Annotated in this window: 15 protein-coding genes and 1 pseudogene; 12 read left to right on the top strand and 4 right to left on the bottom strand. The window is 65.9% G+C overall.

Translation table 11 applies throughout. The features are described 5' to 3' along the window. Positions 1–10 precede the first annotated feature (10 nt). The 5 genes from B4400_RS03510 to B4400_RS03490 all read left to right on the top strand — a co-directional run bounded on the left by B4400_RS03510 (position 11) and on the right by B4400_RS03490 (position 4,826). Positions 11–847: an alpha/beta fold hydrolase gene (locus B4400_RS03510; RefSeq protein ID WP_078308340.1), complete on the top strand. Its 837-nt coding sequence runs from the start codon at positions 11–13 to the stop codon at positions 845–847. A gap of 12 nt (positions 848–859) precedes the next feature. Further along, positions 860–2,482 carry a 2-succinyl-5-enolpyruvyl-6-hydroxy-3-cyclohexene-1-carboxylic-acid synthase gene (menD, locus tag B4400_RS03505; RefSeq protein ID WP_078308342.1) on the top strand — a complete coding sequence of 541 codons (1,623 nt, stop codon included), beginning with the start codon at positions 860–862 and terminating at the stop codon, positions 2,480–2,482. Next, a complete protein-coding gene (locus B4400_RS03500; RefSeq protein ID WP_139359960.1) occupies positions 2,479–2,919 on the top strand; it encodes a DUF3592 domain-containing protein in 441 nt (146 codons plus the stop codon). Before menD ends, B4400_RS03500 begins: the two co-directional genes overlap by 4 nt. Positions 2,920–2,980: 61 nt before the next feature. Then, entirely contained in the window at positions 2,981–4,123 is a 1,143-nt protein-coding gene (locus B4400_RS03495; RefSeq protein ID WP_078308345.1) for a glycosyltransferase family 4 protein, read from the top strand. Between the two features lie 19 nt (positions 4,124–4,142). Beyond that, positions 4,143–4,826 carry a demethylmenaquinone methyltransferase gene (locus tag B4400_RS03490; protein ID WP_078308348.1) on the top strand — a complete coding sequence of 228 codons (684 nt, stop codon included), beginning with the start codon at positions 4,143–4,145 and terminating at the stop codon, positions 4,824–4,826. Positions 4,827–4,839: 13 nt separating this feature from the next. Here B4400_RS03490 and menJ read toward each other — a convergent pair whose 3' ends face one another. After that, the gene (menJ, locus tag B4400_RS03485; protein ID WP_078308351.1) at positions 4,840–6,069 is read right to left on the bottom strand and encodes a menaquinone reductase MenJ; all 1,230 of its coding nucleotides are present in this window, start codon (positions 6,067–6,069) and stop codon (positions 4,840–4,842) included. A gap of 38 nt (positions 6,070–6,107) precedes the next feature. Here menJ and B4400_RS03480 point away from each other — a divergent pair, with 38 nt between their 5' ends. Beyond that, positions 6,108–7,094 carry a polyprenyl synthetase family protein gene (locus B4400_RS03480; protein ID WP_078308547.1) on the top strand — a complete coding sequence of 329 codons (987 nt, stop codon included), beginning with the start codon at positions 6,108–6,110 and terminating at the stop codon, positions 7,092–7,094. Positions 7,095–7,171: 77 nt separating this feature from the next. Next, positions 7,172–8,032, top strand: a complete 861-nt coding sequence (htpX, locus tag B4400_RS03475; protein ID WP_078308354.1) for a zinc metalloprotease HtpX — start codon at positions 7,172–7,174, stop codon at positions 8,030–8,032. Positions 8,033–8,108: 76 nt separating this feature from the next. Here htpX and B4400_RS03470 read toward each other — a convergent pair whose 3' ends face one another. Both B4400_RS03470 and B4400_RS03465 read right to left on the bottom strand, forming a co-directional pair. Then, on the bottom strand, positions 8,109–8,672 hold the full coding sequence (locus B4400_RS03470; RefSeq protein ID WP_078308357.1) for a TIGR03086 family metal-binding protein: 564 nt from the start codon (positions 8,670–8,672) through the stop codon (positions 8,109–8,111). Further along, entirely contained in the window at positions 8,672–9,112 is a 441-nt protein-coding gene (locus B4400_RS03465) for a PaaI family thioesterase (protein WP_078308360.1), read from the bottom strand. The genes B4400_RS03470 and B4400_RS03465 overlap by 1 nt, the downstream gene beginning before the upstream one ends. A gap of 48 nt (positions 9,113–9,160) precedes the next feature. Between B4400_RS03465 and B4400_RS03460 the strand changes: the two are divergent. Then, positions 9,161–9,761, top strand: a pseudogene (locus tag B4400_RS03460) (TetR/AcrR family transcriptional regulator). A 12-nt stretch (positions 9,762–9,773) separates the two neighbouring features. Here the strand turns inward: B4400_RS03460 and B4400_RS03455 are convergent. Continuing rightward, positions 9,774–10,139: a DUF4873 domain-containing protein gene (locus B4400_RS03455; protein WP_078308363.1), complete on the bottom strand. Its 366-nt coding sequence runs from the start codon at positions 10,137–10,139 to the stop codon at positions 9,774–9,776. 135 nt (positions 10,140–10,274) lie between these two features. On the opposite strand from B4400_RS03455, the gene B4400_RS03450 reads away from it, so the two are divergent. The 4 genes from B4400_RS03450 to B4400_RS03435 all read left to right on the top strand — a co-directional run bounded on the left by B4400_RS03450 (position 10,275) and on the right by B4400_RS03435 (position 14,920). After that, positions 10,275–11,258, top strand: coding sequence for a diiron oxygenase (locus tag B4400_RS03450; protein ID WP_078308366.1), 984 nt, complete (start codon positions 10,275–10,277; stop codon positions 11,256–11,258). Between the two features lie 90 nt (positions 11,259–11,348). After that, positions 11,349–12,332, top strand: coding sequence for an AurF N-oxygenase family protein (locus tag B4400_RS03445; RefSeq protein WP_078308369.1), 984 nt, complete (start codon positions 11,349–11,351; stop codon positions 12,330–12,332). Between the two features lie 90 nt (positions 12,333–12,422). Continuing rightward, positions 12,423–14,027, top strand: a complete 1,605-nt coding sequence (locus tag B4400_RS03440; protein WP_078308372.1) for a flavin-containing monooxygenase — start codon at positions 12,423–12,425, stop codon at positions 14,025–14,027. A 29-nt stretch (positions 14,028–14,056) separates the two neighbouring features. Then, positions 14,057–14,920, top strand: a complete 864-nt coding sequence (locus B4400_RS03435) for an SDR family NAD(P)-dependent oxidoreductase (protein WP_078288622.1) — start codon at positions 14,057–14,059, stop codon at positions 14,918–14,920. The last annotated feature ends 10 nt before the right edge of the window (positions 14,921–14,930 follow it).

The raw sequence follows: 14,930 nt of genomic DNA, 5'->3' as shown, positions 1-14,930 counted from the left end.
TTCAGTCACCGTGCCTCTCGCGAACATCAACGGCATCCAGATCAGTTACGACGATCGTGGGCCCCTGGCGCTCGGCGCCTCCGGTGATCCTGTCGTCTTTATCTCCGGGCGGGGTGGCGCGGGGCGCAGTTGGCACCTGCATCAGGTACCGGCATTCCGCGCCGCGGGATATCGCACGATCACCTTCAACAACCGGGGGATACCGCCGACCACCGAGTGCGCCGATGGCTTCACCCTGCAGGACATGGTGGCCGATGCCGCGGCGCTCATCGAGGATCTTGGTGCTGCGCCAGCCCGGTTGGTCGGGTTCTCCATGGGAGCGCTTATCGCCCAGGAGCTCGCCCTCACCCGCCCGGATCTCGTGACCGCCGCGGTGTTCATGGGAACGCGGGGGCGGGAGGATTCCACGCGCTCGTTCTTCCGCAAGGCGGAGCTTGAGCTGTCCGCATCGGGTGTCGAGGTGCCGGCGTCCTATCAGGCGGCCATGCGCCTGTTGTTGAACTTCTCCCCGAAGACTCTGAACAACGATGCCGCGATCAAGGACTGGATCGACATGTTCACGCTGTGGCCCGAGCCGACCTCGGGTGGTATCGATCACCAGCGCGGTGCCATACCCGGCCCCGACCGGCCCGGCGCTTACTCGGAGATCACTGTTCCGTCGCTGGTCATCGGGTTTAGTGACGATATGACCCTGCCGCCCTACCTTGGCCGGGAGGTGGCCGATGCCATTCCCGGCGGCAAGTACGTCGAGATTGCCGACGCCGGGCATCTGGGCTTCATCGAACGCCCCGACGAGGTCAACCGCGTGATCCTGGAGTTCTTTGCGAGTGCCTCTCAGGCGGTATGACACCCTGATGGCATGAACCCGTCGACCGCTCAGGCCCACGCGGTCGTCGACGAGCTCATCCGCGGCGGAGTACGCGATGTGGTGCTGTGTCCCGGGTCGCGCAATGCCCCGCTGGCCTTCGCGTTGCACGATGCGGACAAGGCCGGGCGATTACGGCTGCACGTGCGCATCGACGAGCGCACCGCGGGCTTCCTGGCCGTCGGGCTGGCCGCGGCCAGCGGCGCCCCTGTTCCGGTGGCGATGACCTCTGGGACGGCGGTAGCCAATCTGGGCCCCGCGGTGGTGGAGGCCAACTACGCCCGGGTTCCGCTGATTGTCCTGTCGGCCAACCGCCCCTACGAGCTGCTCGGCACCGGCGCCAACCAGACGATGGAGCAGCTCGGCTACTTCGGCACCCAGGTTCGCGCCGCGATCAGCCTGGGCCTGGCGGAAGACGGTTCAGAGAAGATCGAGGCGCAGAACCCGCACTGGCGTTCAGCGACCTGCCGAGTCCTGGCCGCTGCCAAGGGGTCCCGTACCGCAAATGCCGGCCCCGTGCAGTTCGACATCCCGCTACGGGAACCGCTTGTGCCCGATCGCGATGAGGGGCCGATACCCGCGGGCCGCCCGGGTGGGGCGCCCTGGACGTACACCCCGGACGTGACGTTCGACGAACCCGTCGAGATCGATCTGACTCCCGATACCGTAGTGATCGCGGGCCATGGCGCGCCCGCTCACGCCAACCTGGCGATGTTGCCCACGGTGGCCGAACCGACTGCGCCCCAACCTGACAACCCGGTGCATCCGCTGGCGCTCGCCCTGCTGCATCCGCAACAGGTGATCATGCTGGGTCGGCCGACCCTGCACCGGCAGGTGTCAACGCTGTTGGCGGACAACCGGATTCCGGTGTACGCGTTGACCACTGGCCCGCGCTGGCCCGATGTGTCCGGCAACTCGCAGGCCACCGGTACCCGGGCCGTCATCTCCGGAGAGCCGGATGCCGCATGGCTGCACCGGTGCGCGCACGCGCACCAGAAGGCACTCGATGCGGTGCGCGGACAGCTGGATACTCACCCGCTGACCACGGGTCTGCATGTCGCGGCCAGGGTGTGTGGGTCATTGCGCGATGGTGATCAGCTGGTGCTCGGCGCCTCCAACCCGGTACGCGATGCCGCGCTCGTTCCGTGGGGGGCCAAAGACGTTCGCGTGCGCTCCAATCGGGGGGTCGCCGGCATCGACGGCACGGTATCGACCGCGATCGGCGCGGCGCTTGCACACCAGGGGGGCCGTACCGTGGCCTTGATCGGGGATCTCACCTTCGTGCACGACAGCTCGGGTCTGCTGATCGGTCCGACCGAGCCGCGTCCCGAGAACCTGACCATCGTGGTCTCAAATGACAACGGCGGCGGCATCTTCGAGCTTCTGGAGCAGGGCGACCCTCGATTTCGTGACGTGTCCTCCCGCATTTTCGGCACCCCACATGACGTCGACATCGCGGCGCTGTGCCGGGCCTACCACGTGGATTCGAGATCGATCTCGGTGGAAGAGCTTGGCCCCGCGCTGGACGAACCGGCCGGTGGTATCAGGGTTCTGGAGGTCAAGGCCGACCGCTCCACCCTGCGCGAGCTGCACGCGGCCATCAGGGCAGCTCTGTGAAGCGGCGCTCCCGCGTCATCAAGCGAGTCCGGATCGCGGTGCTGGTGCTGGCGGGACTGATGACGTTGCAGTCCCTGCTGTTGGTCGCGGGGGCCTGGCGAAATGACAAGGCCATCGAACGGGATATGGGTGTCGCGCTGGCCGAGGTGCTCAGCGCAGGGCCACGGCGCTCCACCATCGAGTTCGTCACGCCCGAACGAGTCACGTATCGGCCCGAATTGGGCGTTCTCTATCCATCCGAACTCAGCCCGGGTATGCGCATCTACGTCGAGTACGACACATCCAACCCGGATTTGGTTCGCGTGCAAGGACGTAACGCGTCATTGTCGATTGTCCCCGCCGGGTCCATCATCGTCGTGGTGTGGATGGTCGCCGGGACGATACTGCTGGGGCTGGCATGGATGCAGCGCCGAAGTCCGGCGCCTGTTCACGCTTAAGTTTGCGTGACGTATGCCTGGGGGCAACCTAACTGCCAAGTGACGCTGACATGCTCCCAGTGTGCGCATCGCGATCGTCGCCGAGTCGTTCTTGCCGAACGTCAACGGAGTCTCCAACTCGGTGCTGCGGGTGCTGGAGCACCTCCGCCGCACCGGGCATGAGGCCGTCGTCATCGCACCGGACACCCCCCGTGGACAGGCCCCTGCCGGTACCGAACACGACGGGGTGCCCGTGCACCGGGTGCCGGCCATCATGTTCCCCAAGGTGAGCACCCTGCCGTTGGGTGTGCCGCAGCCGCGCATGGTGCGGATCCTTCGTGATTTCGCGCCCGATGTGGTGCACCTGGCCTCGCCGTTCGTCCTGGGATACGGGGGACTGCGCGCCGCGCAGCACCTCGATATCCCCACTGTCGCCGTCTACCAGACCGATGTGGCCGGGTTCGCCGACAGCTATGGCGCCGGGTTCGCCGCTCGCGCTGCCTGGCGCTGGACCAAGCATTTGCACGGCCGCGCCGACCGGACGTTGGCCCCCTCCTCATCCGCGATGGAAGGTCTTGCCGCACACGGAATCCCGCGGGTGTTCCGATGGTCGCGCGGTGTGGACATCGAACGCTTCGCGCCCTCGGCGCGCGACGAGGAGCTGCGTCGATCCTGGTCACCCGAGGGCAAGCCGATCATCGGGTTCGTCGGGCGGCTCGCCCCCGAGAAGCATGTGGAGCGGCTGGCCGTGTTGGCCGAACGCGACGACATACGGCTCGTCATCGTGGGCGGCGGCGTGGAACGGGACGCTCTCGAAAAGCTGATGCCCACAGCAATTTTCACTGGCGAGCTGACCGGATCGGCGCTGTCGCGGGCATATGCCAGCCTCGACGTGTTCATCCACCCGGGCGAGCACGAGACCTTCTGTCAGGCGGTGCAGGAGGCGCTGGCCAGCGGTGTTCCGGCCATCGCGCCGGATGCCGGCGGGCCGCGAGATCTGGTGATCCCGGGTCGCAACGGAATGCTGCTGCCGGTGGCCGACTTCGAGGCGCACCTCGGCATGGCTGTTGACCATCTGGTGCAACCGGCGACGCGCAGCCGATTCTCGGCGGCCGCGCGGCGGGGAGTGCTGTCGCGCACGTGGCCCGCCATCTGCGATGAGCTGCTCGAGCACTACGCCGCGGCGGCGGGCACCACGCTGGGCCGCGGCATCATGACGGCCTAGTGCGCTGTACCGTCACGGTATGAACCGCGCCACCCTGGAAAAGGACCCGCACGAGGTCGCGTCCATGTTTGACGCGGTGGCCAAGCGATATGACATCACCAATACCGTGTTGTCCTTTGGCCGGGACCGCGCCTGGCGCCGCGCCACCCGCGAATCGCTGAAGCTGAAACCCGGAGACAAGGTGCTCGATATCGCCGCCGGTACCGCGGTCTCGACGGCAGAGCTCACCCAGTCCGGTGCCTGGTGTGTGGCCGCCGATTTCTCTGTAGGCATGCTCAAGGCCGGTGCGCATCGCGATGTGCCCAAGGTCGCCGGGGACGCGACACGGCTGCCGTTCGCGGATCACTCGTTTGATGCGGTGACGATCAGCTTCGGATTGCGCAATGTGGTCGATCACGTCGAAGGGCTGCGCGAGATGGCCCGCGTCACCAAACCCGGTGGCCGCCTTGCGGTGTGCGAATTCTCGACTCCGGTCAACCGGCCTTTCCGCACGCTATACATGGAGTATCTGATGAAGGCGCTGCCGTCGGTGGCGCGCGCCGTCAGCAGCAATCCGGACGCGTACGTGTACCTGGCCGAATCGATCCGGGCATGGCCCGATCAGGAGGCGCTGGCTCAGCAGATCATCTCGGCGGGCTGGTCGAATGTGCGGTGGCGCAATCTCACTGGCGGCATCGTCGCCCTGCACGTCGCGGTGCTCTAACCGCGAGTAGTGATCAGCTGAACGGCGGACGCGCGTCGAGGCGTCGTGAGCCGCCGCCCGCCACGCGCCAGGCGCGTGCAATCGCGTCATGGTCCTCGTCGGTGACGAGGTTTCCCATGAGCCGTACGGCAATTCGCATCAGCACCTGAGAACGCATGCCGACCGGGCCCATGACGGGCAGGAAGCGCGGCAGGGTCAGCAGCCCCGCGAGGCGTCGTGCAATGGAGAACGACCGGCCGTACCGGTCTCGTAGCAGCTCCGGCCACAGCTGCGAGTAGTCGTCGGCGTCGAGCACTTCGGCGGCGAGGTGCCCGGTTTCCAGCCCGTAGTCGATGCCCTCGCCGTTGAGCGGATTGACGCATGCCGCGGCGTCGCCGATGAGCATCCAGTTGGGACCCGCGACGCCGGACACTGCCCCGCCCATCGGCAGCAGTGCCGAGGCGATGGAGTGCAGGCGCCCGCTGAGCCCGAAGTCCTCGCGGCGCAGCTCCGCGTAGTACTCGATGAGCGGGCGCAGCGCCGCATCAGCGGGGCGTTTCGAGGTGGCGAGTGCGCCGACACCGATATTGATCTGCCCGCCACCCAACGGGAAGATCCAGCCGTATCCGGGGAGCACCTCGCCCTCGGGGGAGCGCAGCTCCAGGTGCGAGGTCATCCATTCCTCGTCGCCGCGCGCCGACTCGATGTACGCGCGTCCCGCGACGGCGTACACGGTGTCCTTGTGCCACTCACGCCCAAGCACTTTTCCGAGGGGCGAGCGCACGCCGTCGGCGACGATGACGGCCTTGCAGGCGATCTCGCCGGGGCCGCTGTTGTCGAGCACCCGGACGGCGGTGACCCGGCCCGCTGCGTCACGTTCCACGTCAACCGCCTTGGTGGACTCGGCCATCTTGGCCCCGGAGTCCACCGCCACCTGCCGGATCTTGTCGTCCAGCTCGGTGCGGCGCACCGCACTGCCGGTGCCGCCGAAAGATGGCCCGGGCCATGGCACTTCGAGATTGCCGCCGAAGCCGTGCAGGCGCAGACCCTGGTATCGGATGTGTTCGTCGAGCCATGGCCTGAGGCCGAGTAACTCGAGTTGTTCGACGGCGCGGGGGGTCAGTCCGTCGCCGCAGGTCTTGTCCCGGGGGAACACCGCCGAATCGACCAGGACCACCTCACGCCCGGATCGCGCCGCCCACGCCGCGGCCGCCGATCCGGCTGGTCCGGCACCGACGACGACCAGGTCCGCTGACGTCTGCACCCCCCCAGTATGTTGGACCGGTGAGTAACTCGACCACGGTGGCCGGAGTTGATCTCGGCGATCCCGTATTCGCCGCGAAGGTGCGCGACCATTTGGCCGCCATCGAAACCCTCATCGTGACCGAGCTGGGGCAGTCCGACCCGCTGTTGACGGAGTCTGTGCTGCACCTTTTCCACGCCGGCGGTAAGCGCTTCCGCCCGCTGTTCACGGTGCTCGCCGCCCAGACCGGACCGGATCCAGACAACGACGAGGTGATTCTCGCGGGTGCGGTGTGCGAGCTCATTCACCTGGCCACGCTGTATCACGACGACGTCATGGACGAGGCGCAGAAGCGTCGTGGCGTGCCCAGCGCCAACGCCCGGTGGGGTAACAACGTGGCGATCCTCGCCGGGGACTATCTGCTGGCCACGGCCTCGCGGCTGGTGTCGCGGCTGGGCCCCACGGCCGTGCGGATCGTCGCCGAGACCTTCGCCGAACTCGTCACCGGTCAGATGCGGGAAACCGTCGGGGTACCCGAGGACGGCGACGAGACCGAGCACTACCTCAAGGTGATCCATGAGAAGACCGGATCACTGATCGCGGCGGCCGGTCGCTTCGGCGCGATGACGTCCCGGTGCGACGACGAGCAGATCGAACGGCTGAGCCGCCTGGGCGCCATCGTCGGGACCGCCTTCCAGATCTCCGACGACATCATCGACATCGAGAGCCTCACGGACGAGTCGGGCAAGACACCCGGCACGGATCTGCGTGAGGGGGTGCATACCCTGCCCATGCTGTACGCCCTGCGCGATACCGGTCCCGATGCCGACCGGCTGCGTACCTTGCTGGCGGCGCCCATTACCGACGATGCCGAGGTGGACGAGGCGTTGACGCTGCTGCGGGCCTCCCATGGGCTGGTGGCGGCCAAGTCGGTTGTCATCGAATACGCGGACCGCGCCAAGGCCGAATTGGTGGAGTTGCCCCCGGGCGCTGCCCGCGACGCGCTGGGTGTGCTGATCGAGTACACCGTGCTCCGGCACGGCTAGGTGCCTGGCAACCCGTCCGGAACCCAGGAGCACTGTCCTTCGTTAGCGTGGTGAACCAGCTAGAGGGAAGGGACACCATGCACGGCCACGCCAATGGACTCAAGACAGTGCTGCTACTCGGTGGCATGTCGGCGATGATCGTGTTCGTCGGCTCGCTGTTCCACAGCAAGAGCATCCTGCTGCTGGCCATTGTGTTCGCCGTCGGCATGAACGCGTTCATGTACTTCAAGAGCGACACCCTGGCGTTGCGTGCGATGCACGCCCAGCCGGTGACGGAGTTGCAGCAGCCCGCGATGTACCGGATCGTGCGGGAGCTCGCGACCGTCGCGCGCCAGCCCATGCCGCGGTTGTACATCAGCGACACCAATGCGCCGAACGCCTTTGCCACGGGCCGTAATCCGAGGAATGCGGCGGTCTGCTGCACGAGCGGCATTCTCGATCTGCTCTCCGAGCGTGAGCTGCGCGCGGTGCTGGGTCACGAGCTTTCGCACGTCTACAACCGCGACATCCTGATCTCCAGCGTGGCCGGGGCGCTGGCGGCCGTCATCTCGGGGCTGGCCAATATGGCGATGCTCATGAACTTCTTCGGCGGCGGGGGCGAAAATCGCCCGAATCCCTTTGCACTGTTCCTGGTTTCGATGCTGGGTCCGGTCGCTGCCACGGTGGTGAAGATGGCGGTGTCCCGTTCGCGGGAGTATCAGGCCGACCAGTCCGGCGCCGAACTGACCGGAGATCCGCTGGCATTGGCCTCCGCGCTGCGGAAGATCTCCGCCGGGGTGCAGGCTGCTCCGCTGCCACCGGAACCCCAGCTGGCCAGCCAGTCGCACCTGATGATCGCCAACCCGTTCCGGGCCGGCGACCGGGTGGCATCGCTGTTCTCGACACACCCGCCGATGGCTGATCGCATTGCGCGCCTTGAGGATATGGCCCGCTTCTAACCTTAGGCCGCCGAGTGTGAAGCCACGGCGGACATTCGGTGAAAATCCCGCCGTAGCTTCACGGTCGGTGAAACCGTCAGACGGACCGTCCGCTCAGCGCGGCCAGCCTCTCGAGTACCGGCGCGTTCGCGGCGACGGGCTGCGGGGTGCCGAACTTGCCGGACCGCGCGAATGCCCCGGCGCGTTTCTCGACGAGGTCCAATGCGTCCTCGACGAGGTCGGCGGGCAGATTCGCGGGAAGGCCGGTGGTCTGTGCCAGGTCCCAGCCGTGGGTCAGCAGATCGGCCATGCGGACCTGTAGCTGCCTGTCGCCGGTGGTGTGCGCGAACGGGCCCGGGTAGGTCTGCTCGAGCACACCCGGAAGCGCCAGCGCGTCATGCAACGCCTGCGCTGACTGCTGGTATGCCACCACGGGATCTTCACCAGTGCCGCCGCTGGGCCCGCCGAAGCGCGCTGCCAGGGAGTAGTTCACCTCGACGAGGTGGTTCACCAACTGGCGCAGATTCCACTCGGTACAGGGCGTCGGGGCGTCCCACTGGTCTGGACGCACGGCCGCGATCAGTGCCTCGATGGCCGCCGAGGCCCGCAGGAAGTCGTCGGCGGGCCTCATCGGCGTGGGATCTTCTTCGCTCGCGCTCATCAGCGGTACACCATGACCGTGGTGGTGCCATGCGCCACCAGCCTGCCCTGGGAGTCGACCACCTTGCCCTCGGCCGTCGCCACCCGGCGGCCGGGGTGCAGGACGTTGCCCGCCGCGACCAGTTTCTCGCCGTCCGTGGGGACAGTCCGGACATAGTTGACCTTGAGTTCGAGTGTCCCGTAGCCGATTCCGGGCTCCAGAGTGGAGTGCACGGCGCAGCCCAGCACGGAGTCGAGCAGCGTCGCGCAGATCCCGCCGTGCAGGGTGCCGAGCGGATTGGCGAACTCGGGCCGGGTCACCACGCTGAAGGACACCGAGCCGAATTCGATCTTTTCCATCTGCATCCCGAGCAGACGCCCGATGGGCGGCATCCCGTCGGACGTCCCGCCCATGCTGCGCAGCAGCTCGAGCCCGGTCAGGTTCTCGATTTCCGTGGTCATGGCCACCCTTCCGCGTAGACTGATTGGTCCATACGACGGTAGCAGGCTATAGACCGACTGGTCCATGTCGAGTGAGGAGGCCGAGGTGGCGACGGGTCCACGGCAGCGTCTGATCGACAGTGCGATCGTCATGATGCGCGAACGCGGGGTGCATGCCACGGGCCTTGCTGACCTGCTCAAACGCAGCGGCACCGCGCGCAACTCCATCTACCAGCACTTTCCGGGGGGCAAGGCGGAGCTCCTTGCCGCGGCCGAGCTCGCGGCGGCCGAACTCGCCAACGGATTTCTCGACGCGCTGCGGGCACGCGGGGACGCCGAGTACCTCATCACCAAGTTCATCGCGTGGTGGGTCAATCAGCTTGAGACTCACGACTTCGACACCGGTTGCCCGCATGCCGCGGCCGCGCTCGCCGGCCCGGGGGAGGCGCAGATCCGCGCGGCGGCCAACGATGCCTTCATCGGGATGCGCGCCCGGCTGGCGGAATCCTTCCGGGATTCGGGGGTGACCGATGGCGCGGAGTCCCTTGCCTCGCTGACGGTCAGCGCGATCGAGGGGGCGCTACTGCAGGCGCAGGCCGCTCACTCGGTGCAACCGCTGCGCGATGTTGAGCATGAACTGATCTCGCTCCTGCGCGCCCGGCGGCAGTGAGGGCGAAAACCCTTATTCCGCTTCGACTTCCGTGAGGTTGGTGGCGACGTGAAACGGGGGAGTGCTCTTCCCGATCACCCGGTACCGGTTCCATGGGTCGGGATCGCCGATGAAGGCATCCCGGGCGCTGTGAGAAGTGCGAATCGTGGCCTTCACCCGTGCCTCGTCGCCGATGATCGCGGTCAGCTGTTCGTTGGGCCTGATGCGGCCGATCCACCGGTAAATGCCGTCGATCGGCTCGCTGTACCCCTTGAGCTCCAGCTCGACCGGGACGTCGACACCACGAACGCTCACCGTTGCCTCGCCGATGTAGTCCGAATCGTCATGCGGGCTGTGCGTGAAGACGCTGTTGGTGTCGTCATGTCGGGGAAGGCTCATGATTCTCCGTCCGGCTTGGTTGCCTCTTGACAATCGGGACGCCGTCCCGACAAACTCGCTGACATATGCGTAACAAAGAGTACCCCATACTTTTGGATACGGATATTCAATCTTGGCTGACCAGAAGGCGATGACGTGACGTCCAGCAGTTACAAAGACATCAACTACACCGACTATGACTTCAGGCCGGCTACCACGGTCGATGGCGGGATTCCTGCGCGCCGGCGCCGGGTGGGTGATCGGCTCAAGACGGCCCGGCGACTGCTCTTCGAGGCCACGGAGCTCAGCTACGACCCCGAGCTGGATATCGACTGGGACGCGCCCCTGGACCCGGGAATGCACTGGCTGGCCGCCCAGCAGGTATCCCTCTACGGCACCCCGCAGTGGGATGTGCTTTCGGTCGAGCAGCGCGGTGAGCTGGCGCGCCAGGAGCTGGTCAGCCTGCTGAGCTTCGTCATGGATGCCCAGGGCGCGCTGGCCTCGCTGATGTTCCGCGACGTCATCGAAGGCAACACCCTGACCGACGATTACACCCGTTTTCTCCTCGCCAGCGTCCGCGATATCAGCCGTAACGCCACCATGGTTGGCCGGCTGATCAACAAGACGGGGTTGGAGCTCCAGCCCGCTCCGATGGCGGTGCAGCGCCTTCAGCGGTTCTTCGTGCCGCTCATCCCGCACGGTCCGCTCGGTCGCGGATTCATCCTCCTGCTGCAGCGGTTGATCCATCAGTTGATGTGTGAGCTCGAGGCCGACGAACAGGCCCAGCCCGTGGTCCGGCAGGTCGCGAAGATCTGCGTTCTGGTCGGCCGTCGCCAGCTTGAGTTCGCCGAGGATGAGCTCTACCGCGCCGTGGATGCGCGCAGGTATCTCCCGCCGGCATTGGCTGATGTCTCGGTCGCACTGCTGACGGTGTTGGCGACGTCCTTGATCGTGCGTCCGCCGGTGTACCGGAGCGTGGGGCTGACCGAGCGGGCAGGGCGCAGGGCGGCCGCCCGCGGCGAGAACGGCCGCTATCGGAACGCGGTGCTGCTGCGGCGGTACTTCGACGTCGCCCAGGACGCGGGCATGTTCAGAACCAGTACTGCACGGGCGATTCTCAGAGGTCGCGGCCTCCTGTGACCTCGCTGGGGATTGACAAACGACAGCGCCAGCATGAGACTAAAAGTAACGGGTACTGAAAGTAATGCATAAAATTGGAGGGCGGGATCAATGACGACCATCGACCAACCGACGGCCCTACATGAGGCGGGAGCCTCGTCGGTACGGGGTAAGACCGTGGGCGACCGGCAAAAGACGGCGCAACGACTGCTGCGCTCGGCCGCGGAGCGTGCCTACGACGGCGAGGTTGACATCGACTGGGACGCCCCGGTGGTGCCCGGCTTGTACTGGGCCACGCCGCGCCGGACGTCGCTGTACGGCACCAAGCTGTGGGACAAGCTGACTCAGGATCAGCGCATCGAGCTGACGCGCCACGAGCTCGGCTCCGTGTTGAGCTTCGGCATCTATGTCGAGACCGGTCTCAGCGCCATGCTGTGGCGGCAGGTTGTCGAGCAGAACGGGGGAGCGACCGATCACGGCCGCTACGCGTTGACCGAGATCAGCGAGGAAGCGCGGCATTCCACCATGTTTGGCCGCCTGGTGAACAAGCTTGGCATCGAGCCGTACACCTATCCCAAGTTTGCGACGCGTGTCATCCGGCTTCTCGGTTTGGTGCCGCTGGGCCCCTCGGGGCTTGGCACGCTGCTGCTGGTCGAGGAGGTGCTTGACCGCGCGCAGCGGGAAACGATGATGGATGAGACGGTGCAGCCGCACGCTCGGCAGCTCATGAAGATTCACGTGCTGGAGGAAGCGCGGCATATCACTTATGCGCGTGAGGAGCTGGTGCGACAGATCGCCGAGCGGGGGCCGGTATCCAACGCGTTCCACCGTGCGGTCTTCGCTCTCTCGGTGATCGGTATCTATCCGGTGCTCTTCAACCCCAAGGCTTACCGATCGGTGGGTGTTCATCCCCTGCGTGGCATGTTTGCCTTCCTGACGTCACCGAACTATCGCGAGAACGCGACGTGGGTTTCGGAGCCGCTGATGCGCTTCATGCACGAGATCGGTTTCCTGGACGGCAAATTCACTGGCCGGCTGCTGCGGATGTCGCGGGCGATGCCGGACGACATCCTGGCCGAGATCAAGGCGCGGTAAGCGCCGAAAGAACTGGCTCGTTGCCGGGGGCAATGAGCCAGTTCTGCCGTGTCAGGGTTCCACCTTCGAGAGAGAAAGCGATTGCGCCACATGACTGTTACCGATACATCGTCCGAAGAGCGGCGGCCAGACACTGTAGTCGAGGGCGGCCAGTCGGAGCCCATCCGTGTTCGTGCGCTGATCGTCGGCACCGGGTTCTCGGGTATCGGCGCGGCGATCGCGTTGCAGAAGATGGGGGTGCCCTTCCTCATCCTGGAAAAGGCCGGCGAAATGGGCGGCACCTGGCGCGACAACACCTATCCCGGCGCGGCGTGCGATGTGCCCACCCACCTGTATTCGTTCTCGTTTGAGCCGCGCTCGAACTGGGAACAGCTCTTCTCCCGGCAGCCTGAGATCTTCGACTACCTCAAGGAAGTCGCCGCCAAATATCGTCTGTACCGGCACGTCACTTTCAATACGCGTGTCACCCGCGGGTATTGGGACGAGAGCGAGTACCGCTGGCACGTGTTCACCGAGAGCGGCCAAGAGTACATCTGTCAGTTCCTCATCTCCGGGGTTGGTGCCCTGCACATCCCGAGCATCCCGGAGATCGAGGGCCTGGACCGCTTCGAGGGGCCGGTCTTTCATTCCGCGCAGTGGAACCACGACTTCGCCCTGGCCGGCAAGAAGGTCGCCGTCATCGGCACGGGCGCCAGCGCCATTCAGTTCGTCCCTGAGATCGTCGGCCAGGTCGGCGAACTGAAGCTGTTCCAGCGCACCGCACCATGGGTGTTGCCGCGCACCAATGTCGAGTTCGGCTCGGTGGCCAAGCGGGCGTTTGCCAACATTCCGGGTCTGCGTGCGCTGTTCCGCAGCGGCATGTACTTCGGCGCGGAAGCCGGTGCGTACGCGATGAACCGGCGCCCCGCCCTACTCAAAGGCGTTGAGCTGCTCGGGCGTGCGTACATCAAGAGCCAGATCTCGGATCCGGAAGTGCGCCGCAAGGTGACACCCGATTACCGCGCCGGATGCAAACGGCTCCTGGGGTCGGCGACGTACTACAAGGCCATCGAGAACCCGAAGACGGAACTGGTCACCGAGTCCATCGCGCGGGTGACCACCGACGGCGTCGTCACCAGCGACGGGATTGAGCGCAAGGTCGACGCCATCATCTTCGGCACCGGCTTTCACGTCACCGACTCGTACAAGTACCTGGATCTGAAGGGGCAGAACGGGGAGGACCTCGGCGACCGCTGGTCACGGGAGGGCGTTACCGCCCACCGCGGAATCACCATCGCAGGCATGCCCAACCTCTTCTTCCTGTTGGGCCCCAACACCGGTTTGGGCCACAACTCGATCGTGTTCATGATCGAGTCGCAAATCCACTACGTCACCGAGGCGATCAAGCACGTCGATGCGGCCTATGCCCAGGCGATCGTGCCCACCCGCCAGGCGCAGGACCGGTTCAACGCCGAAGTCCAGCGCAAGCTGCAGGGCTCGGTCTGGAACAACGGCGGCTGCCAAAGCTGGTACTTGGACGAGCATGGCAAGAATCGGACGCTATGGTCGGGATTCACCTTCGAGTACTGGTCGCAGACAAGAAAAGTGGACCCCACCGAGTACGAGTTCGAGGGTGCGGTGCCTCCGGCCGTACGCAAGACCGTTCCGCTCGCCGACGGCCCCCGGCAGACCTCGCCGAGCATGGCCGCGAACTAGGCCACCCGCCCAACAGAAGCGAGAAAACGATGAAAAACTTCGACAACAAGGTCGCCGTAATCACCGGTGCCGGTTCGGGTATCGGCCGCAGCCTGGCCTTGACGCTGGCCCAGCGCGGTGCGCGGTTGGCGCTCTCGGACATCGACACCGCCGGGGTGGCCGATACCGCCGGACGCTGTGAGAAGGCGGGTGCGACCGCCATCCCATTCGAACTCGACGTCGCCGATAGGGCCGCCGTGTATGCCCACGCCGCCGACGTCAAGAACGAGTTCGGTCAGGTCAATCTGGTGTTCAACAACGCCGGAGTGGCGCTTTCTGCCGACGTCAAGGACATGGAATGGGATGACTTCGACTGGTTGATGAACATCAACTTCTGGGGTGTCGCGCACGGCACCAAGGCATTCCTGCCGCACCTCATCGAATCGGGCGACGGCCACATAGTCAACGTGTCGTCGGTGTTCGGATTTATGGGCATACCTTCGCAGAGTGCCTATAACGCGGCAAAATTCGCCGTCCGTGGCTTCACCGAGGCACTGCGCCAGGAGATCCGGGCGGCGAAGTATCCCGTCGGCGTCACCTGTGTGCATCCCGGCGGGATCAAGACCAATATCGCCTCAAGCGCGCGCGGTATCCCCGAAGGCGTAGACCGGGAAACCGTCCGAAAGGGCTTTCAGCTCGCGGCGATCACCCGGCCGGACTCGGCGGCCCGGATCATTTTGCGGGGAGTCGAGAAGAATCGGCCCCGTGTGCTGATCGGTCCCGATGCTCGCGTGTTCGACGCCATACCGCGCATCATCGGGCCGCGCTACGGGGACCTGATGGCGCCCTTCTACGGAATCGGCAAGTACGGAATCGGCAAGAAGGTCGCGGGCCGCTTCGGTATCGAGCTCTAGGAAGCCGTCG

The sequence above is a fragment of the Mycobacterium sp. D16Q13 genome (assembly GCF_002013375.1).
Taxonomy (GTDB): domain Bacteria; phylum Actinomycetota; class Actinomycetes; order Mycobacteriales; family Mycobacteriaceae; genus Mycobacterium.
This window is presented reverse-complemented; position numbering and strand designations above follow the sequence as displayed.